Origin of the sequence: Methylobacter tundripaludum SV96 (assembly GCF_000190755.2) — a bacterium.
GTDB lineage: Bacteria > Pseudomonadota > Gammaproteobacteria > Methylococcales > Methylomonadaceae > Methylobacter_A > Methylobacter_A tundripaludum.
This window is the reverse complement of sequence record NZ_JH109152.1, coordinates 2,365,374-2,384,627: the sequence shown is the minus strand read 5'-3', so window position 1 is coordinate 2,384,627 and position 19,254 is coordinate 2,365,374. Positions and strand designations below refer to the sequence as shown.

Genomic DNA, 19,254 nt, shown 5'->3' with positions numbered 1-19,254 from the left:
AGTTTACGGTATTGAACTATGTAATTTTATACGGCTCACCCTGAATCCACGAGTTTTTTTACCGATTGTTCAGATCCTTAGGGTAGAGCGGCAGCGAAACCCATCATAATCATAAAGTCATGGATAGGCTTCTCTACGCTCTTGGCAATTGCTCCACACCCGTTATTTTGCCGGTACCGCCGGGGTTGAGGTCGCAGGTCCGATACCGACGATTTGCAAAATGGTATCGCCATCCTTGGCGCCGTCGTAATGGACTTCGTTGCCATAGTGGGTAACGAAACTACCCGCCGGAACCGGCTTCAAATTGTCCGGGTTGTAATCGGTGCCGGTGCCGACCCACCAAGTACCGGAAATCACGGTAATAAAACGGTCGTTCGGATGCGAATGCGGCTTGCTGTTGTGATGCGCTTTCCATTTGTTCAGCACCACATAAAGCCCCAGTTTGGACGGGTCGCCGACCAATACAGCGGTTTCCGAGCCGCTGGGATTGGCGACCCATTTAATGTCATCGGGCAGCTTGATCGAAATAGCCTTGGGATCGAGATCGGCTGCCGACACGGAACCGAAACTCAGGACCAAGCAGGTTGCCAGCGCTAAGCGTTGAACGTTAATAAAACCCAACATATAAATTCTCCAGTGATAATGCATGATTCGGCCGCAGATCAAGGCCCAGGCGGAATGCTGGCCTGACTTAACTCAGGCGGAATCACCGCTTTTTCGGAATGCGGCGTACCGGCCGGTACCCACTCATAAGGCACCGGCTGGCCGCGATACAGCTGATTGTTGGCGGTGGCCCGGCCGGTCAGCTTATCCTTGCCGATACGGGAATAAGGATTGACGTATTCCCAAACGATGTCACCGTCGCGAGTCACCTGGAACAAGCGGCCACTCTGGCCTTCATCGATAAACGTATTGCCGTTCGGCAAGCGGCGGGCGGCGCTGATATGGGTGCTGCGAAACGACCAGGCGGGGCCGCCGGAATCTTCGCCGGTGTACTGCCAAACGATCTCGTTCTTGACCGGATCGATTTCCAGCACCCGAGAGCCGCCGGTCCTGGGAACCGCCGCCGTCGGGTAGCCGGCCAAGCCTTGATTGTCGAATACCAACAAGTTACCGGCGCCGGGCAGGCCTTCGGGAATGATATGGGCGTCGTGCTGGGCGCTGATCTGGTCGACCGGCCTCGGCACATTGCGCGGCTGCGCTTGCTCTTCGCTGGCGGCTTTATAGTGCGGCCCAAGCCTCCAGACAATCTTGCCGGTCTTTTTGTCGATGATCGCGATGAAGTTGGCGTTACGGGCGTCGAACAGCAGGTTTTCGGGATCGAAACGTTTGTCACCAGCCGCAAACCAGCGATTGGGACCGACCACTTTGAGGTTGTTGACATGCAGGTAGTCGGCAATATCGGCATTGCGCACCAGCTTGAGTTCGGCCGGACTGAAACCGAATTCGTTGATATGCTCGGATGCGATCCATTTCCAGACCACCTCTCCGGCCGGGTTGACTTCATAAACGACATCGTCCAGCACCTGCGGCTGCTTAAAGCCTTTTACCGGATGCACGAGGTTAGCCAGCACGACAGTATTGCCGTTCGGCAGCCGCGCCCAATCATGATGTTGCTGGGCGGCTCCGCCGGGCGCTTTGTCGCCGAACGACCAAACGGTTTTGCCGTCCCAATCCAGTTCGCCGACGGTCTTGGCAACCCGCCGACTCACCTGCCCCGGCACCAAATCGGTCCCCTTGCCTTCGGTCATATCCAGCGTCACAAACACATGGCCAAGTTTGCCGCCGTTCACAGCCGGATCGATCAGCGTGCTGTGGCTGGCCGCGTCTCTCCATTCATGCACCGAATTGCCGTTCAGGTCGATCAGGTGAGCGATGTTGTCGCCGCCGGTAAACAGCACGAAGGAATTCAAGGCCTTGGCCGGATCGTAACGTGTCGTGCCGGTGGGGTAGATGCTGGGGGCTGCGCTTGCAGAGATGCTTAACATGACGCCGACTGCACCCAGCATCGCTTGGGATAAAACCGGTGAAAACCGGGCTCTGCTACCGGGGCTGTTATGTAGCGTCTTAAAAGTAGTTGTCAGCGTCATGTATTGATTCCGTTAGTGATTGATAAAGCAAGCGCTCGCCACAACGACAAAGCAATTACCAAGCCAGCATAAGAAACGAGCACAGGATAAAGTCACGCGGACTTGGATCGAGTCATAGCCAGCGCTGATTGCCGGAGGCTGTGCAAGCTTTCGCCGCCGCAAAAAACCGACACTTATCAGGTCGCGACCACGCCGACTTGTTGAGCAATGCGCAGCCTATCAGCAACGAAGTGAACGTAATTCAACAGTTGCTTTTTAACTGAGCGTTAATTGATTCTGCTGTTATCGCAATATCATCTGCTGGATAGCTGCCTTTAAATCAACACATTACCCGTGGACTGCATCGAGCCGCTCAAACCCACCCGATCCCGCTAAAGTTCAATCGAAAATAATAGATGTTTTGAAACAATCATCTAAATCATTCTTTGTGTTCTTCACCAGCGACAGCAAGGGGCGATTAAATCCATGGCACGGAATCTGCTTACTTTCTAGCGCTATGCTGCCGTCTATCGCCAGTTTGAGAATCATGTTGCCGGACTTGCAGGGCACACGACTGGATTCGCTTAAAGCGCCAAAACCGCAACCCCGCAAGTCCATTACTTAAAATTAAAAAGAAAAAATACTATGAAAAATACAATCCTGTTGGGTTCGCTGCTGTTAAGCACTTCACTCGTCATAGCCGCTGATCAGCCTGCATCTGTGACGCCTGTCGCTGCACCGGCACCCGCTCCGGCAGCGATGCCTATTCCTGCCGCTGATGCGAAACCCAAAGAACCGCTGAGCTTTTTTGTCACCAGCGTAGGGATAGGAAAAGGTGCAGAGCTTGGCGGCTTGGCCGGAGCCGATGCACATTGTCAAAAGTTGGCGGAAGCCGCAGGAAGCGTCAATAAGACCTGGCACGCCTATTTGAGTACGCAAGCCGCTGACGGTCAGCCCGTAATCAATGCTCGCGACCGTATTGGTTCAGGCCCTTGGCACAACGCGAAAGGCGCCGAAGTAGCTAAAAACATCGCGCATTTACATGGCAACACGCTGGAGCTCGCAAGACTCGGTAATAACCTGAGCAGAACAACAGTGCTCACTGAGAAAAATGAAACGGTTAACGGTGCCGGGGACAAGCCCAACCAGCACGATATTCTTACCGGTTCTCAACCCGACGGCACCGCTTTTACCGATGCAGCCGACCATACCTGTAAAAATTACACCCGCAGCGCTGAAGACGGTTCGGCTCAAGTGGGGCATTTCGATCGTACCGGTGGGGGCAATACGTCCTGGAATTCAGCGCATGCCAGCAAAGGCTGCGGCCAGGAAAACCTGGTTAAAACCGGCGGAGCGGGTCTGTTCTATTGCTTTGCGATCAATTAATGTTCATCATTTGCCGACCGGCCCGGAATTAACCGATGCGCCGGAAACAACTGACGTTCTTATCAATAACCCAAGATTCAGATGCTCTTAACATTAAAGTTCGCCCTCATCGTGATAGCGCTATCGGTATTTTCAGCGTGTTCGCAGAAATCGGTCATCCGCGACCAGAAGGAAAGTCTTGAATCGTCAGCCACGATTCAAGAACTGATGCTGTCGTTGATTGCCCCCGCCTCTGACGGAGTTTGGAACTCAGTCAGCAAGTCCGGCATAGGAGAAAAACAGCCGCATACGGACCAAGAATGGGCGGCAGCCAGGCAATACGCCGCCACGCTGCTTGACGCGGCCGTACGGTTGAGCGAAGGCGGCCGTCTCGTAGCGATAAAGGACTCGAAATTTGAAATCCCCGGCGTCAAAAAAAGTCCTGAAGAAATTCAGCAATTAATTGATGCGAAGCCGGAGATTTTTTTCAGGTATGCGCAGCAACTTCAGGCGACAGCCGAAGAAACGCTGGCAGCGATAGAGGCAAAGAATCCAGCGGCTTTACGTGAAATCGGAGGCCGAGTCGATGAAACCTGCGAACAGTGTCATACAACTTTTTGGTATCCAAATCAGCTTGAATCCAAGCAATGAGGATGAAATTTAATGGTGCATTTAATGTGCGAGGTAGCCATAAGAACCAGGAAACATAAGTTTTACCGCATCAAATTTAACCCGCTATTAGTCACTAACCAATAACAAGGAATTACTATGGAACGTCGCGATTTTATTCGCTTAAGTGTAGCAAGCGCAGGCGCTAGCCTAATCACGCCCACCCTGGCACTGGCTGCCGGTGATGAGCAGGCAACGGCATCAAGGGATATTTATTATACAAAAGAAGCACCGGGGCGCTGGGCGGGAAAAGTAGCCACCCATTTGCCCACTATTGAAATTACCAAAGCCGAAGACGTTACCACCGTAAAAATTGTCACTCCCCACGAAATAAAAGGCTACGAACATTACATTGTTAAGCATGTCCTGTTAGATAAGAACTATAAGTTTATCGATGAACATTTGTTTGACCCAACCAAGGACAATGCGGCTGTTTCAACATTTACGCTTAAAAACTACAGCGGCGCGGTGTACGCGCTAAGCCTATGCAATAAGCACGATCTTTGGCTAAATAGCGCGGATGCGTAACGACTCTTAAATCGAGAGAATACGTAGGTTAGACAAGTAGCCTGGGGTGCCTGGAAAAAGGCATTACCTGACTTTGGGTGATTTCGTATTTGTGCGGGTGGGCAAAAAATCCGGCCCACCCGCGGCATCCCGATTGCCATGATAACGACGCTTGGTGGTTTGGTGTTGCGAAGGTGCGTAAAAAAGAACAATTGCACCGGACTGATGCAATCCGGCGGCTAACCCATAAACCTTCTTCCAACGCTATTTGCAATCCCCGTTCTTCTTCATAAACCTCAAACCTTTGGCAATCATGGCTTGCAGGGAGGCATTGACTGCACCTTGCGGCCTTCCTCGGCTAAAAAGCAGTTTGTGGCGTGGATTTTGCTGGTATTTAATCAAAGCGTTTTCTTAAGTAAAGAACCCGAGCACATCGGAATTATCACCCCGCCTTTTCATCAAATTGTCACCGCTTTTACTTAAGATACCGTTGCACTAAGTTCACGTAAATTTGTATCGAGGTAAAGACAATGTCCAGCGAAATTACGTCACTCATCACCTTTGTTGAGTCCTATTTAACAGGGCTCTCAAGCATGTCGGGAGAACTGGCGACATTGATCCTGCTTATTGCATTTGTCGTCCTGTCGGCTCTTGAGCTTAACTATCCCAAGCGCGGCTTATCCCTTAAACAGTCGCGTCAGTCTTATCGAACCAATGTCGGCCTGTTTGTTTTTAACAGTATCGTTATCTCGTTACTGTCGGCAACGCCCTTGTTGATGGTGGCCGAACGCTATTCAGAGCAGGGACTGCTGAGTTACATCGCCAATACTGCATGGAAAGCCCTGCTGTCGTTTGTATTGCTCGATTTGATGCTCTATTGCTGGCACAGGCTCAGTCACCGCTTTGACGGCCTGTGGATGTTCCACAAAGTGCATCACAACGATCCTTATTTGAATGTCTCGACCGCATTCCGGCTGCATATTGTCGAGCTGTTAATCATCACCGCGCTGAAATCGGCTTACATTATCTTGCTCGGCGTAGACGCAACGATGGTGCTGACCAATGAAACCCTATTGACCTTATTCATCATGTTTCATCACACCAATATTTCATTTCGCGGCGAGAAACGCTTGGGGCAGGTCATCATCGCGCCCTATTTGCACCGTGCGCACCATTCAACGGAACGCAACGAGCACGACACCAACTACGGCGCTGTCTTTTCGATATGGGATCGTCTTTTCGGCACGTTGGCGGAATTGGAACCGGCGGAAATCGGCATTAAAAACAGCTCGCCGCAAACCGTTTTAGGCCTTGTTAAGTTTGGGTTTACCCCGGAGAACCCCGTCCCTGTCTACGAGCTGGATGTGAACCTTAAATCGATGATCGCCGAAGCGGCCTATTACAAAGCGGAAAAACGTGAATTTAAGCCTGGGAATGAACTGCGCGACTGGCTGGAAGCCAAGAGGGAAATTATCAGGATGGTTTATGGCGATAAGGCCGTCAGAAAGCAATCAAACCCATTTGACCGTCCCTCAATGCAGGGGCCTTATACGCTTTGTTAACCATGACTGCATGGGCATTTGCGGGGATGCCTCGGCATCCCCGCTCACTCCCGATGCCAGATCAACTCGCCGTTCTTGTAAACCGACCTGACCCGATGCAAGGGAATGGTATGCACTTGTCCCTCATGGTCGATCAGTTCGAAAACGCCGGGGCCGTCCTTTGGAAATGCGATTTCGCGAAACTGCACGCGGATGATTTTGTGCTCAACCCGGTCGTAATAGCCGATGACGAACTCGCCGCGGCCGAATTCCGGGTCCCAGCGGATGCGATGGAGAAGGTCTTGAATGGGGATCATGAGAGCGTTACCCGCTTGCAAGGATTTTGACGAAACCGGTTCCATCGGCGGCCGGGACGATGTCTATCCGCGCCAGTCCGAAACGCTCGACTACCCAGGCGTTGGTGACGAGGTGCGGACTGATGCGCTCGACGCCGAAGACGGATTCGCCCCGGCACAAGGCGGTCGGCAGGATCAACTGATCGGCGAGATGCTGCTCCAGGGCCGCGCCTGATCGATAGTGCTGCAAGAGCGCAAAACAGGCTTCCTCGGCGACTTGCTCGGCGGGCTTTCCGCGCTTCCCTTGGGCGCCGAAACCGGCCAAGCTGTTTTCGTAATGCGCCGTCAAATACAAGCCTGCTCCGGGGCAGGCTGCCTTCATAACGACCGTCTCGATTTTCGCCGCCATCCCGGCCTGCTCCAGAAGATAGCGCGCATGGGCAGCCATGCGTTCGCAAATATGGGCGGGCAGGTTGGCGACCAGGGCGCGTCCCGTAACCGCTCGCAGCGGGCCGCGATGTTCCAGGCGCAGGGGCAGCAATTTTTCAGCCCCCTCGATCCGCAGCTTCACTTCGCCCCGCCCCACCGGGTACCAGCCGGATCGCATCAGTGAAAGCTCGGCGCGCACGCCCATGCGGGCGAGCGTGGGCAGCCAGACATCATGCACGTAATCGTAGGAAGGACTCATGTCGACATGCGTGCCTCCGCGCAACATAACGTTGGATACCCCCGTAGCCAACGCCAACGGCGGCAGCAGGGTTTGCAGCACCAGCATGACCGCACCGGCGCTGCCGCCTTCCCGTGCATGGGCCACGTCCAGGAAGTAATCGCCGGCCCGAACCGGCTTGCGGGGGATGAATTGCAGCGTTTGCGAGCCGAGTTCCGCGCCCTTCACTTCGGCGTCGCAGAGCATCGCCGCCGCCCGCACCGAAGTCAGATGCTGCGCCGCCAGCCCCGGCTTTTTCCTGTTCGCGCGGAGCTTCTCGATGCGCACCGGACGCCCGGTAATGGCGGACAGACTCAACGCGCTGCGCAGGATTTGCCCGCCGCCTTCGCCGTGGGAACCGTCGATGATGAGCTTATCTGTCATCTATTAAATCCCCCTATTAAAGGATGATCCAAAAACAGCCGTTGAATCGTGAAAACCATCGTCAATGCCCCGTCGAAAGCGTGGAATGCAGTCGGCTCGTTATGTTATTAGCAACCCAACTCTTTGTGCTTGCATCTGCCGGGTTAACGATAAAGTCGTAACCCAGCCTATATTCATTTTGCGGTGAGAAAAGCTTTGGGCAGGTCATTATCTCGCACCATTCAACGGAGCGTAATGAGCGCTGCAATAACTGGAGCAGCCTTTTATGCTTTGTTAATCATGCAATAGATGTTTCTCGATAATAATTGCCATCCGCTTTAAACCGCTCGCCTACTTGCTTGTCTGGTTACTGATTCCGGCGCGCTCCAAGTCGGCAAGCTTTTCAAGCTCCTCTTTTTGATGCAAATCAACGCCGACACTGACAATAAAACTGGTAACCGCTTCAATATCCATGCTCGATTTCACGACCTTTGATTGATGCACAATAATGGTAAATCCGGAAGTTGGATTTGGCGAAGTCGGCACATAGACAACCAGCATCTCGCCCACCTTATTGGTGACATAGCCCGGCACCCATAAGCCGTCCTTGGGGTATTCGATAAAAACAATTTCTTTGGCTACGCTCTTTTCCTGGCTACCGAGCAGGTTGACCAGTTTTTTGCTGACTCTGTAAATCGTCCTGATCATTGGAATCCGGTTAATCAATAATTCGACTTGATGCAGCACCCACATTTTTTCGGATACGGTGACCCGATAACCGGTATAAGCGATTGCAACAAAAGACAGCGTGAATGCCAAAACAGTCATAAAGACATTGTTGGAGTACCCGTAAATATAAATAAAAAAATCCCTTAGGATAGTTTCCAAAAACACCAGGACTTGAATGACAATAACAACCGGAATGACCGCTAAAATACCACTATAAAATACTTCAGACTCGATTTAATAAAATTAAGCATATTTGACTCCTGATTCTGTTTCAACAAAGATTGCACCGCAAATAAAAATGCCACTAACTTAATCACGCATTAATTTCTCTTTTATATATTTTGCTGTCAGATAACCCAAAATCGCCCCCCATATCATCATAAAAATTCCGTGTAATATTATTTCCAAATTAAACCTATAGGCTTGTGTATAGTAATCATGGATATAATCTATTGTTACTATACAAGCTGTTATATACACAGCTTTTTTAAATTCCACTGCATGCGCATAAAAAAAACTAACGCCTAACACAATAAACCCTATCAAAAACCTTAGGCCTGCATGGATCGACCAATGAAGATCGAGTAGTGGGTTTTTTAATAATGCTATATTCAAAAAATAGAGCAAAACAATACCTACAATAAAAGAAAAAACGAGCATTTTCATAGCGCCACCTCTATACATATAATCATGTATATTCATTATAACTACTTGTTTTAAAATTAAGGGTGCCTCGAAAAATACCCTTTATTCATCTCTTGCTATTCCCGGCCGCTGCTTTGGGCAGAAACAAGCGAATAAAAAACTTTTCTATTTCAACCAGTATAAACACCGTTAAGGCGACCGCGACAATCATTTGCCAGGTATGCGCGTCTATGTCGACAGTTCCGAATAACACTTGCATGGGCTGCCAATAGGTGAAAGCCATTTGGAATGCAATCAGCAGCAGGACAGCCAGCCACACCAACCAGTTACCGAACAGGCCATGCAGATTGAGCACGGAATGGTGCAGGTACCGGCTGTTGAAGACGTAAAATATTTCAAACATCACCAGCGTATTCACCGTAACCGTCCGTGCCTGTTCAATCGGTGCGCCGAGTGAGCGTTCCCACAGAAACAGGCTAAAGGTGCCGGTTACCATAATCAGCGACACGAACACAATGCGCCAAATCATAAACGCCGAGAGCAAGGGCTTATCAGGCTTCCTGGGCATGCGATTCATAATGTTGCGTTCCGGCGGCTCAAAGGCCAGCGTTAGCGACAAGGTCACCGCAGTAATCATGTTCACCCACAATATTTGCACCGGGGTGATCGGCAATATTTCGCCCATGACGATGGCCGCGACGATCATTAACGCTTCACCGCCACCGGTAGGCAAGATAAAAATAATCGACTTAAGCAGGTTGTCGTAAATGCCGCGGCCTTCTTCAACGGCATGGGCTATCGAAGCGAAATTATCATCTGCCAACACCATTTCGCTGGTTTCCTTGGCGACCTCGGTGCCTTTTTGACCCATCGCCACGCCCACATCGGCGCGTTTTAGCGCCGGCGCATCATTAACGCCGTCACCGGTCATCGCCACCACATGCCCGTCCGCTTGCAGCGCAGTCACCAAACGCAGCTTGTTTTCCGGGCTGGTGCGGGCAAAAACATCGACATCGCGGATGGCCGTCGTCAGTTCGTTATCGGTCATCCTATCCAGGTCTTCTCCGCTCAACACCGAGCCGTCACCAATATTAAGCTGCGCGGCAATCGCTACAGCCGTCGCCGCATGGTCGCCGGTAATCATTTTGACATTGATACCGGCATTCCGGCACTTGAGCACGGCTTTGACGGCTTCGGGGCGCGGCGGGTCAATCATGCCGACGATGCCCAGCAAGGTCAGGCCGGTTTCCACATCGGCAACGTTAATTTGCTTCTGGGTGGAAGGCACGGTCTTGTACGCAATCGCAAGCAGGCGCTGCCCGCCGCCCGCGATTTCATCCATCATTTGATGCCACTGGACAGCATGAATCGGCACATCTTCGCCATCAATACGTTGTAGATTGCACATGCCCAGCACCCGTTCGGGCGCGCCTTTGATGAATATAAAGGCATGACCGCTATGGTCGTGATGCAATGTCGCCATATAGCGATGCTCCGATTCGAACGGAATAACATCGGTACGCGGCATTTCCTGATTGAGAAGATCGGGGTCCATCCCCGCTTTGTGCGCCAGGGTGATCAAGGCGCCTTCGGTAGGATCGCCGTGCACTATCCAGTTCGTGTGTTTTTGCTCCACTCTTGCGTTATTGCACAGCGCGGCGGCGCGAAGCAATTCATGCAGATACGGATGATCTTCTACAAGCGCTGTTTCGTCCGCCAGTTTAAAACCGCCGTGCGGGTTATAACCGACACCTTCCACAGTAAACAGTTTGTTATTGACGAAGACCGATTTGGCTGTCATTTCGTTGCAGGTCAGAGTGCCGGTTTTATCGGAACAGATAACGGTAACCGAACCCAGAGTTTCGACGGCAGGCAAGCGCCGGATAATGGCATTGCGCTTGGCCATGCGTTGTACGCCGATAGCCAGGGTGATGGTCATAACGGCGGGCAAGCCTTCGGGAATCGCGGCCACGGCAAGCCCTACCGCAGACATAAACAACTCGGTCAAAGAAGAATGCTGAATAGCCCAGCCATAAGCGAACGTAGCCGAGGCCAGCATCACAATGGCAAAGCTCAACCACTGGCTGAAGCGTGCAATCTGCCGCAGCAGCGGCGTGGCCACCGACGGCACTGTGCGCAGCATGGCGCTGATGCGGCCGATTTCGGTAAGGTCGCCGGTGGACACCACCATGCCAAGCGCTGTGCCGTAGGTAATCAAGGTACCCGAGTAAGCCAGGCAGAACCGATCTCCCAATGCGGCATGGGTGCCGACAGCCGCCGTGTTTTTTTCGACGGGTAAAGATTCCCCGGTGAGCATGGATTCATCGGCGCGCAAATTTTTGACCTGCAACAGGCGCAAATCCGCAGGTACCTTGTCGCCGCTTTCCAGCATGACAATATCGCCCGGAACCAATTGCTCGGCAGGCATCAGCACATTCTTGCCCTCGCGCCGCACCATGGCCTGGTGCGTGAGCATATTGCGTATCGCGTCCAGGGCTTTTTCCGCCTTGCCTTCCTGAATGAATCCGATCAGCGCATTGATCAACACCACGCCGACGATGACGCCGCTGTCTACCCAATGCCCAATGGCCGCCGTTACACCGGCGGCGGCAAGCAATACATAAACGAGTACATTGTGAAACTGGCTGAGAAAGCGTTTGCAAGGGCCGCGACCGGCGGCCGGTGTCAACTTGTTTAAGCCGTATCGCGTCAGTCGCCGCTTGGCCTCCTGCGGGCTTAAACCCTGTTCGGTGCTGACCAAAGCCTCACAAATTACATCGGGGGGCAGCGCATGCCAAAGATGGTTCTCTGATGGAGTCTTTTTTTTCATCATGACTGACCTCATTGTGATGACTATCTGATGTTATGCGCTGTCCAAAGCTTCTGTTTTTTGGAACTCCGTCAGAACCGGCCCCGCCCCCTTACAGCCGTTTATCTCAGTAAAAGCAGCGGCTTTTGGGTGTGCGCCAGCATTTTTGCGGTGAAACTGCCCAACAGTAGATCGTGAATGCGGGTATGGCTGAATGCGCCCATCACGATCATGTCGATAGCCTGGTCTTTTTGATACTCGCAAAGAACCTGTTCAGGTTTGCCCGGTAGTATTTTGGCAACCACGTCGATGCCGCCGGCGTTAATCAATTTACCGGCAGCCGACTCCAGTGTGCGTCCCTTATCGTCGTCCTTGCCGACGTAAACCAGGTGGCAGGTCAGTCCTTTATAAAGCGTGCTGTTGGCGACCATGTCCAGCGCTTTTTCGGCTGCCTCGCTGCCGTCATAGGCGATCATGATGCATTGCGGCGCTTTGAACGCCCCATTGACCACCAGGATAGGCTTATGCAATGAGCGGACGATGGATTCGAGCTTTGCGCCTATCTTGTCCGGCTGGTTTTCATGCACTTTGCCACGGATGCCGATGACCAGCACGCGGATGCTTTCTTCAAGCTCGATCAGCGATTCAACCAGGCTGCCGTGGCGCTGGTTGCTGTCGGGGTTGGCGATGCCTGCCTGGATAACCCGTTCTTTGGCGGCCTGTACCAGCAATTTGCCTTGCTGTAGCCGCAACTTGCTGTGTTGTTGTTCGACGGCGGTCAATTCTTCGAGCAAATGTTCCTGGCTGCCCAAGCCGATGTTGCCGGACAAATCCAAGGTTGCGGCGGTTTCAGGATGATGGTCGATGACATGCAGCAGCTTTAACGGCGCATCGACACGTTGCGCTATCCAGGCGGCGTAATCGCAAACGGCTTCGGTCAATAACGAACCGTCTATACACGCCAGCACTCTATTGATATTCGTGTTCATTAATGACCTCCCATGACTTTTTCAATTTCTTCCGGTTTATCGTGGATGCCGAATCGGTCGACGATGGTGGCGGTAGCTTCGTTCATGCCGATCAACTCCACGTCTGCGCCTTCGCGGCGGAACTTGATGACGACCTTATCCAAGGCGGTCACCGAGGTTATATCCCAGAAGTGGGCGCGGTGTAAATCGATCACCACTTTATCGACGGCTTCTTTGAAATCGAAGGACGTAATGAACTTGCCCGTCGAATTAAAAAAGATTTGACCGGTCACACGATAAGTCCGGGCGCTGTTCGCGTCATCCAGCTCCGACTCGACATACATGAAATGGCTGATTTTATTGGCGAAGAACAAGGACGCCAGCAATACGCCGACAAAAACGCCGAACGCCAGATTATGCGTCCAAACCACGACAATCACGGTCGCCAGCATCACCACATTGGTGGACAGCGGGTGTTGTTTCAGGTTGACGATGGAACTCCAGCTGAACGTGCCGATCGAAACCATGATCATCACCGAGACCAATGCGGCCATCGGTATTCTGGAAATCCAGGTATCCAGAAACACCACCATGATCAACAGAAAGCTCCCTGCGATTAAGGTGGACAAGCGTCCGCGCCCGCCGGACTTAATATTGATAACGGACTGTCCGATCATCGCGCAACCGGCCATGCCGCCAAGCAATCCGGCGCCGACATTGGCAAGCCCTTGGCCTTTGCATTCGCGGTTTTTGTCGCTGGAGGTATCCGTCAAATCATCGATGATGGTTGCGGTCATCAACGATTCCAGCAAACCGACGACGGCCAGCGGAACCGAGTAAGGCGCAATGATTTTTAAGGTTTCCAGCGTCAGCGGCACCTCGGGCCAGAGAAAAATAGGCAGCGTGTCGGGCAACTCACCCATGTCGCCGACCGTGCGGATGTCCAGCTGCCAATAAATGGCGACACCGGTCAGGGCCACAATGCAGACCAGCGGCGAAGGCAAAGATTTGCCGATGGCCGGAATATACGGAAACAGGTAAATAATCGCCAGCCCGCCCGCCGTCATCGCGTAAACATGCCAGGTCACATGGATCAGTTCCGGCAACTGCGCCATGAAGATCAATATCGCCAGGGCATTGACGAAACCGGTGACCACCGAGCGCGACACGAAACTCATCAGGCTGCCGAGTTTCAGGTATCCGGCGACGATTTGCAGCATCCCGGTCAGCAGCGTCGCCGCCAGTAAATACTGCAAGCCGTGATCCTTGACCAGCGTGACCATCAACAACGCCATCGCCCCGGTCGCCGCCGAAATCATGCCCGGCCTGCCGCCGACAATCGCGGTCACCACGGCAATGCAGAACGAAGCATAGAGTCCGACTTTGGGGTCGACCCCGGCAATGATGGAGAAAGCGATGGCTTCGGGAATCAGGGCCAAGGCAACGACCAGTCCAGACAACACATCGCCGCGGATGTTGCCGAGCCAGTCCTGTTTTTTCGATAAAAAGAGCATGTCAGTCCTATAAGTTAAAAAAGGCTATGCAAGGAACACAGCCGGGAGCATAAAAAATGACACAAAGATGGGAGGAATACTAAGTCGGCATTACTTGAGTTGGATTTCCTGGCATCTGCAAATTAATTGGAGATTAGTGTATTAGAGGGGGGCTTAGCAAATAGCCTGGATGGAACTTACGGAATCCGGGAGGTTCACGCCATATACTTTTGGATTAAACAGGCACTTCACTCAGGTGACTTGTTTGAATTCTAAACCGACGATCGCCGAAGCGGCCTATTACAAAGCGAAAAAGCGCGCTTTTAAGCCTGAGAATGGGCTTCGTGACTGGCAGGATGATGGAGAAATCCGCTGCCATATTGATGTGACGCCAGCTTGAGGTGTTCTTGCAACGCGTGCCCTACAAGGCTTATTTTAGTAAGTCCCGCTTAATTGTAATGGGTTACACTATTATAATTTAACGAATTATCACCCCCTATGGCTAACTTTAACACCCACCTATCCATAGCCTTGGTGGTCAGTACCGGAGCCGCTATAGCGGCCGTTAATGTCAATCTGATTACCACTACCGATATGGCGCGGCTTATATTCTTGGGCACATTGGGCGGACTGTTGCCGGATATTGATTCAACCAACTCAAGACCGGCAAAAATGTTGTTTTTCATATTGGCGTTAATGGGCACGGCGACGGCAATAGACACCTTTAAAAACAGCTATCCGCCCTACCCTCTATTGTTGATTATAGCGGGCACTTACCTGTTTATTCGCTACGTAATGCTTGCATTGTTTAATGGACTTACCGTCCATCGCGGCGTATTTCATTCGATACTGGCCGCCCTATTTTTTGCCTTACTGGCGACCTGCATTAGTTATCGCTTTATGCATCAGGATGTTTTGCATGCGTGGGCGAACGGTATTTTTATCGCCGTGGGTTTCATTGTTCATTTGCTGCTGGATGAGGTATATAGCGTTGATTTGTCGAACACGAAAATGAAGAAATCTTTTGGCACCGCTCTGAAGTTATTTAGCGGTAACAGCATAGCCTCTTCCGTTTTGATGGCGATCTGCACACTCGCGCTTTACTGGATGACCCCGTCACACCAGCCGTTGGCTGCGGTATTTAAAGGGTTTCAAATTGAATCGCTATTTCATAACAATGGCCGTCATCCTAACACTATAGCGTGTTGATTTTGGACATGACGCCATGGCCGGATCAATTGTAGGCAGCGGTCAAGGCGCTGGGGAAACATATTGATGTGACATTGGCTTAATGCGTTTTGAATATTGGGTGCGCTACCGCTTAAGGCAACACAGCACATTCACAATAAGTCGGGTTGGGCAACATCTTTTCGTTACCCAACATTTCGGCATACGGTGATGGGGAAATCCGCCGCCATATCGAAATATCGCAATGTTGGGCATAAAAAGCGCGCCCAACTACAGTACTAATACTGTCGATCTATCCTTTTAGATTTTCGGATTGTGTATCCAACGCGGCTTTGATAGCTTTGGCCAGATCGCTTACGGTGCCTGCGCCCCAGTAGTGCAGGAAAACGATTCTCGGCGACTCGCCGACCATGTGGTTATGGATCGAAGTGATGGCGATACCCGCTCCGCGTAAGGCTTTCAGCACGCCCTGCAATTCGGATTCCAGCATCGCAAAGTCGCCTTCGACAATCGCCTTGTCATTGCTGCCTGCAAATACCGCCCAGGTATTCACGCCCATGGTCTTGCCCACCTCATGGCCGTCCATCTGCGTGGTTCGACCGAGGGTCACCTTATACACTTCGCCGGTCTTTTCCACGGACGCGCCAATGATAGCTTCGATGGGCTTGGGATCAAGCGAGGTCTTACCTGCGTCGAACGTTGTGCGTTTTTGGGCCTTGCCGCCGCTGGTTTCCTTGATTTTGGCAAAGACCTTGCCAATGCCCGTTGCCAGACTTTCCGCATCGCCCGAGCCGCCGATGTGCATGAACATGACTTTCGGCGTATCCCACAGGAAATGGTTGTGCAGCGCGGTGACCTCGATGCCGTTTTCCAGCGCCGTGCTCATCACAGGATTGACCTGGTCTTCCTGCAATACCATGTCGCCCATGACCATGGTCTTATCGCCGGCCGGGGTAAATGCAGCCCAGGATGTGAGCCCCATAGCCGGGGTCATTTTGACCCCGGCCACAGTGACACTGAGATCGCCGCGCGGAACGGTGACTTTGAAGACATTCTCGGCGCTATCGAGCTTGCCTTTGGCGCCTGTCAACTGCTCTATCCTGGCCGTATTATCCAGAGTCGCTGTATGCTCACTTTGCTCCTGAGCGACGGCCACACCACCCAGCAGGGATGCCAGCAACAGCGCTAAAACCTGAGATTGACGAACTTTGTTCATACAATAAATCCCTGCTGGGCTAGCCAGCCTTTGATGAAAGTAAATAAAAGCCCGGCTACGCCGCAAGCGGCGATGACCGGAATAACCCCAACCTTGTAACGGAACAGCGACAGCAAAGCCCCCGCCCCGATCAGCACGGCAATGCCGTCGAAACGACCTTCGAAGCCTTGCGGCCAGAACACATGCCATGCAAAAAATACCGCAAGATTGAGAATCACGCCCACCACGGCGGCGGTAATTGCCGACAGCGGCGCGGTGAATTTTAAATTGCCGTGCGTCGATTCCACCAACGGGCCGCCAGCCAGGATAAATAAAAAACTGGGCAGAAAAGTGAAATAAGTGACTACGACCGCCGCGACCACACCGGCCATCAATAACGCATCCGGGCCGAGCGGCAACTGGCTCCAGCCGCCCAGAAAGCCGACGAAGGTGACGATCATGATCAGCGGGCCGGGCGTGGTTTCGCCCAGCGCCAAGCCGTCGATCATTTGCGTGGCGCTCAGCCAATGATAATGCTCCACTGCACCCTGATACACATAAGGCAAGACCGCATAAGCGCCGCCGAAAGTCAGCAGGGCCGCCTTGGTGAAAAACCAGCCCATTTGCGTCAGCGCACCGTTCCAGCCGTATTGTCCGTACAAGAACCCGATCACGCCACCCCACAAAACCAATCCTGCCGCTACGATTTTAAGCAGGTGCGTCCAACGGAACCGGGCATGATCCGGCGTCGGCGTGTCGTCATCGATCAACGCCGGGCCGTAGCTTTGTTTGACCGCACCATGCCCGCCGCCCACGGCGAATTTGTCAGGAGCGATGCGTCCGCCAATGGCTCCGAGGCAGGCCGCGATCAGTACGATCAACGGGAACGGCGCATGCAATGCGAAGATGGCGACAAAGGCCAGCGCCGCCAAAATCCACAATACGCCATTTTTTAAAGCCCGCGAGCCGATGCGGTACGCCGCGAACAGCACGATGGCGGTGACGGCGGGTTTGATGCCGTAAAGCACACCGGCCACCGCCGGAACCTGGCCAAAGCTCAGGTAAATCCAGCTTAGCAGCATCAACAGGAATAGCGACGGCAGGATAAACAACAGTCCTGCGACCACCCCGCCCCAGGTGCGGTGCATCAGCCAACCGAGATATACCGCGAGTTGCTGCGCTTCAGGCCCCGGCAATAGCATGCAGTAATTCAGCGCATGCAGAAAACGCCTTTCCGAAATCCAGCGCCGCCGCTCGACCAATTCCTGGTGCATGATGGCGATTTGCCCGGCTGGGCCGCCGAAGCTGATGAAGCCGAGTTTGAGCCAGAAGCGGAAAGCTTCACCGAAGCTTACGGGTTGCGGACGTTCCATGGAGTTTCCTTGATCGGATGGCGGGTTGGATTTTCTGGTCATACGCATCAACTTAAGGCTGGAGTGCAGGCTTTTGCCTGCAAGTTATGCGAGGTATTTATCTCGTTCCCACGCGCTGCGTCACTGCCATTAAGTTAAGCTTTACGCTGGTTCCCAAGCTCCAGCTGGGGAACCCAGATGACGAAGCTCCAGCTTCGCGAGACGGGAAGCTGGAGCTTCCCACACCGAATTCCCAAGCTGGAGCTTGGGAACTAGCGCACTAACCGCATTCCCACGCAACGCGTGGGAATGCGGCAATCTGGGACCCCAAGCTGAAGCGTACTTCGCTACTTAGTGGAGATCAAGCTCTTTAGCCGCAACCAGCAACTCGTCGATAAAGTGCTGCGTGTATAAAGGGAGGTAGTTGTTCTTTAAATAGGCGATCTTGGTTTTTGAACTGGGAATAAGATGCGATAAATCCCGTGCAACCAGATCTTGATCCATTGCCGGGTCATACGCCATACCAGCAATAATGCCGACTCCCATCCCCAGACGGACATAAGTCTTGATCACGTCGGTATCGGCGGCGGCCAGGATAATATCCAGTTCCATGTCGGTGTTTTTAAATGCGGTCTCGATATTTGAGCGCCCGGTAAAACCGAAGCTGTAGGTGAGTATCGGATAAGAAGCGAGTCGCTTAAGAGAAATTTCACCCTCGCTCAGCGGATGACTTTTTGGCACCACCACCGCATGATGCCATTCATAGCAGGGCTTGACGATCAAGTCGGTATCTTCACCGACTTTCTCGGTGCAGATGGCAATATCGGCTTTCCGGGTGTGCAGTTTATTAATCAGCTGCTCGGGCGATGCTTCAATCATATAAATCCTGACGCCCGGATATTTTTCCCTGAAACGCAGGATAGGTTTCGGCAAAAAATACTTGGCCTGGGTATGCGTGGTGGCAATATGCAGAACGCCTTGGTTGCTGTCGATATAGTCGGCGGCTATGGTTTGGATATTGTTTTTGGCCAGGTTAATGGTTGCGACTTCCTCCATGATGCGCAGCCCCAAGGAGGTCAAGCCTATCAGTTTTTTGCCCTGCCGTTCGTAGATAGGCGAACCCAGCTCGGCTTCAAAAAGCTGCAATTGCCGACTGACCGCCGATTGCACGATGTGCATTTTTTCCGCCGCTTTGGAAAGGCTGAAATCATTTTCCTGGAGAACGCGGAGCAGTTCAATTTGGCTTAAATTCATTTTTGGGGATGTTCCTTGTCTAAAATATCAAGTAGTGTGGGGCGGCACGACTCCCCATAGGCTTTAAATTAAAGCATAAAACCACGAAGACACGAAGGGTACGAA

The 19,254-nt window shown here is 52.5% G+C and carries 18 protein-coding genes; 6 read left to right on the top strand and 12 right to left on the bottom strand.

Features of this window, described 5'->3' with window-relative positions; translation table 11 throughout:
* Positions 1-162 precede the first annotated feature (162 nt).
* Positions 163-624, bottom strand: coding sequence for a cupin domain-containing protein (locus METTU_RS10735; RefSeq protein ID WP_006891558.1), 462 nt, complete (start codon positions 622-624; stop codon positions 163-165).
* Positions 625-662: 38 nt separating this feature from the next.
* Positions 663-2,090, bottom strand: a complete 1,428-nt coding sequence (locus METTU_RS10730; protein ID WP_006891557.1) for an arylsulfotransferase family protein — start codon at positions 2,088-2,090, stop codon at positions 663-665.
* A gap of 624 nt (positions 2,091-2,714) precedes the next feature.
* Here METTU_RS10730 and METTU_RS10720 point away from each other — a divergent pair.
* From METTU_RS10720 to METTU_RS10705, 4 genes are all read left to right on the top strand, one after another.
* Complete coding sequence (locus METTU_RS10720) at positions 2,715-3,455, top strand: hypothetical protein (RefSeq protein WP_006891555.1); 741 nt, start codon at positions 2,715-2,717, stop codon at positions 3,453-3,455.
* Between the two features lie 81 nt (positions 3,456-3,536).
* Complete coding sequence (locus tag METTU_RS10715) at positions 3,537-4,085, top strand: cytochrome c (RefSeq protein ID WP_006891554.1); 549 nt, start codon at positions 3,537-3,539, stop codon at positions 4,083-4,085.
* Between the two features lie 117 nt (positions 4,086-4,202).
* Entirely contained in the window at positions 4,203-4,631 is a 429-nt protein-coding gene (locus tag METTU_RS10710; protein WP_006891552.1) for a desulfoferrodoxin family protein, read from the top strand.
* Positions 4,632-5,140: 509 nt separating this feature from the next.
* The gene (locus METTU_RS10705; protein WP_006891551.1) at positions 5,141-6,172 is read left to right on the top strand and encodes a sterol desaturase family protein; all 1,032 of its coding nucleotides are present in this window, start codon (positions 5,141-5,143) and stop codon (positions 6,170-6,172) included.
* Positions 6,173-6,216: 44 nt separating this feature from the next.
* Here METTU_RS10705 and METTU_RS10700 read toward each other — a convergent pair whose 3' ends face one another.
* From METTU_RS10700 to METTU_RS10670, 7 genes are all read right to left on the bottom strand, one after another.
* Entirely contained in the window at positions 6,217-6,468 is a 252-nt protein-coding gene (locus tag METTU_RS10700; protein ID WP_006891550.1) for a DUF504 domain-containing protein, read from the bottom strand.
* A 7-nt stretch (positions 6,469-6,475) separates the two neighbouring features.
* Positions 6,476-7,537, bottom strand: a complete 1,062-nt coding sequence (gene rtcA / locus METTU_RS10695; RefSeq protein WP_006891549.1) for an RNA 3'-terminal phosphate cyclase — start codon at positions 7,535-7,537, stop codon at positions 6,476-6,478.
* 330 nt (positions 7,538-7,867) lie between these two features.
* The gene (locus tag METTU_RS10690) at positions 7,868-8,344 is read right to left on the bottom strand and encodes a DUF502 domain-containing protein (protein ID WP_254257889.1); all 477 of its coding nucleotides are present in this window, start codon (positions 8,342-8,344) and stop codon (positions 7,868-7,870) included.
* 210 nt (positions 8,345-8,554) lie between these two features.
* On the bottom strand, positions 8,555-8,947 hold the full coding sequence (locus METTU_RS10685) for a hypothetical protein (RefSeq protein ID WP_254257887.1): 393 nt from the start codon (positions 8,945-8,947) through the stop codon (positions 8,555-8,557).
* Between the two features lie 49 nt (positions 8,948-8,996).
* Positions 8,997-11,723 carry a cation-transporting P-type ATPase gene (locus tag METTU_RS10680; protein WP_006891546.1) on the bottom strand — a complete coding sequence of 909 codons (2,727 nt, stop codon included), beginning with the start codon at positions 11,721-11,723 and terminating at the stop codon, positions 8,997-8,999.
* Positions 11,724-11,821: 98 nt separating this feature from the next.
* Positions 11,822-12,688 carry a universal stress protein gene (locus METTU_RS10675; protein ID WP_006891545.1) on the bottom strand — a complete coding sequence of 289 codons (867 nt, stop codon included), beginning with the start codon at positions 12,686-12,688 and terminating at the stop codon, positions 11,822-11,824.
* On the bottom strand, positions 12,688-14,181 hold the full coding sequence (locus METTU_RS10670; protein WP_006891544.1) for a SulP family inorganic anion transporter: 1,494 nt from the start codon (positions 14,179-14,181) through the stop codon (positions 12,688-12,690). Before METTU_RS10670 ends, METTU_RS10675 begins: the two co-directional genes overlap by 1 nt.
* Before the next feature lie 244 nt (positions 14,182-14,425).
* Between METTU_RS10670 and METTU_RS23645 the strand changes: the two genes are divergently transcribed.
* Together METTU_RS23645 and METTU_RS10660 are read left to right on the top strand one after the other, a co-directional pair.
* The gene (locus METTU_RS23645) at positions 14,426-14,560 is read left to right on the top strand and encodes a DUF2934 domain-containing protein (protein WP_169624889.1); all 135 of its coding nucleotides are present in this window, start codon (positions 14,426-14,428) and stop codon (positions 14,558-14,560) included.
* A gap of 98 nt (positions 14,561-14,658) precedes the next feature.
* Complete coding sequence (locus METTU_RS10660; protein ID WP_006891543.1) at positions 14,659-15,369, top strand: metal-dependent hydrolase; 711 nt, start codon at positions 14,659-14,661, stop codon at positions 15,367-15,369.
* Between the two features lie 271 nt (positions 15,370-15,640).
* Here the strand turns inward: METTU_RS10660 and METTU_RS10655 are convergent, their stop codons facing one another.
* From METTU_RS10655 to METTU_RS10645, 3 genes are all read right to left on the bottom strand, one after another.
* Positions 15,641-16,564 (bottom strand): DUF1259 domain-containing protein, encoded by a 924-nt coding sequence (locus METTU_RS10655; protein WP_006891542.1) that lies wholly within the window; start codon positions 16,562-16,564, stop codon positions 15,641-15,643.
* On the bottom strand, positions 16,561-17,958 hold the full coding sequence (gene chrA, locus METTU_RS10650; protein WP_006891541.1) for a chromate efflux transporter: 1,398 nt from the start codon (positions 17,956-17,958) through the stop codon (positions 16,561-16,563). Before chrA ends, METTU_RS10655 begins: the two co-directional genes overlap by 4 nt.
* Before the next feature lie 288 nt (positions 17,959-18,246).
* Positions 18,247-19,149 carry a LysR substrate-binding domain-containing protein gene (locus tag METTU_RS10645; protein ID WP_006891540.1) on the bottom strand — a complete coding sequence of 301 codons (903 nt, stop codon included), beginning with the start codon at positions 19,147-19,149 and terminating at the stop codon, positions 18,247-18,249.
* Positions 19,150-19,254: the final 105 nt, after the last annotated feature.

What these genes read in the sequence shown, in the direction of transcription:
- METTU_RS10655 (WP_006891542.1), bottom strand. Translation starts at nt 16,564, where the DNA reads ATGAACAAAGTTCGTCAATCTCAGGTTTTAGCGCTGTTGCTGGCATCC.
- METTU_RS10680 (WP_006891546.1), bottom strand. Translation starts at nt 11,723, where the DNA reads ATGATGAAAAAAAAGACTCCATCAGAGAACCATCTTTGGCATGCGCTG.
- chrA (WP_006891541.1), bottom strand. Translation starts at nt 17,958, where the DNA reads ATGACCAGAAAATCCAACCCGCCATCCGATCAAGGAAACTCCATGGAA.
- METTU_RS10730 (WP_006891557.1), bottom strand. Translation starts at nt 2,090, where the DNA reads ATGACGCTGACAACTACTTTTAAGACGCTACATAACAGCCCCGGTAGC.
- METTU_RS10675 (WP_006891545.1), bottom strand. Translation starts at nt 12,688, where the DNA reads ATGAACACGAATATCAATAGAGTGCTGGCGTGTATAGACGGTTCGTTA.
- METTU_RS10660 (WP_006891543.1), top strand. Translation starts at nt 14,659, where the DNA reads ATGGCTAACTTTAACACCCACCTATCCATAGCCTTGGTGGTCAGTACC.
- METTU_RS10645 (WP_006891540.1), bottom strand. Translation starts at nt 19,149, where the DNA reads ATGAATTTAAGCCAAATTGAACTGCTCCGCGTTCTCCAGGAAAATGAT.
- METTU_RS10715 (WP_006891554.1), top strand. Translation starts at nt 3,537, where the DNA reads ATGCTCTTAACATTAAAGTTCGCCCTCATCGTGATAGCGCTATCGGTA.
- METTU_RS10735 (WP_006891558.1), bottom strand. Translation starts at nt 624, where the DNA reads ATGTTGGGTTTTATTAACGTTCAACGCTTAGCGCTGGCAACCTGCTTG.
- METTU_RS10670 (WP_006891544.1), bottom strand. Translation starts at nt 14,181, where the DNA reads ATGCTCTTTTTATCGAAAAAACAGGACTGGCTCGGCAACATCCGCGGC.
- METTU_RS10705 (WP_006891551.1), top strand. Translation starts at nt 5,141, where the DNA reads ATGTCCAGCGAAATTACGTCACTCATCACCTTTGTTGAGTCCTATTTA.
- METTU_RS10710 (WP_006891552.1), top strand. Translation starts at nt 4,203, where the DNA reads ATGGAACGTCGCGATTTTATTCGCTTAAGTGTAGCAAGCGCAGGCGCT.
- METTU_RS10700 (WP_006891550.1), bottom strand. Translation starts at nt 6,468, where the DNA reads ATGATCCCCATTCAAGACCTTCTCCATCGCATCCGCTGGGACCCGGAA.
- rtcA (WP_006891549.1), bottom strand. Translation starts at nt 7,537, where the DNA reads ATGACAGATAAGCTCATCATCGACGGTTCCCACGGCGAAGGCGGCGGG.
- METTU_RS10690 (WP_254257889.1), bottom strand. Translation starts at nt 8,344, where the DNA reads ATGACTGTTTTGGCATTCACGCTGTCTTTTGTTGCAATCGCTTATACC.
- METTU_RS10720 (WP_006891555.1), top strand. Translation starts at nt 2,715, where the DNA reads ATGAAAAATACAATCCTGTTGGGTTCGCTGCTGTTAAGCACTTCACTC.
- METTU_RS10685 (WP_254257887.1), bottom strand. Translation starts at nt 8,947, where the DNA reads ATGAATATACATGATTATATGTATAGAGGTGGCGCTATGAAAATGCTC.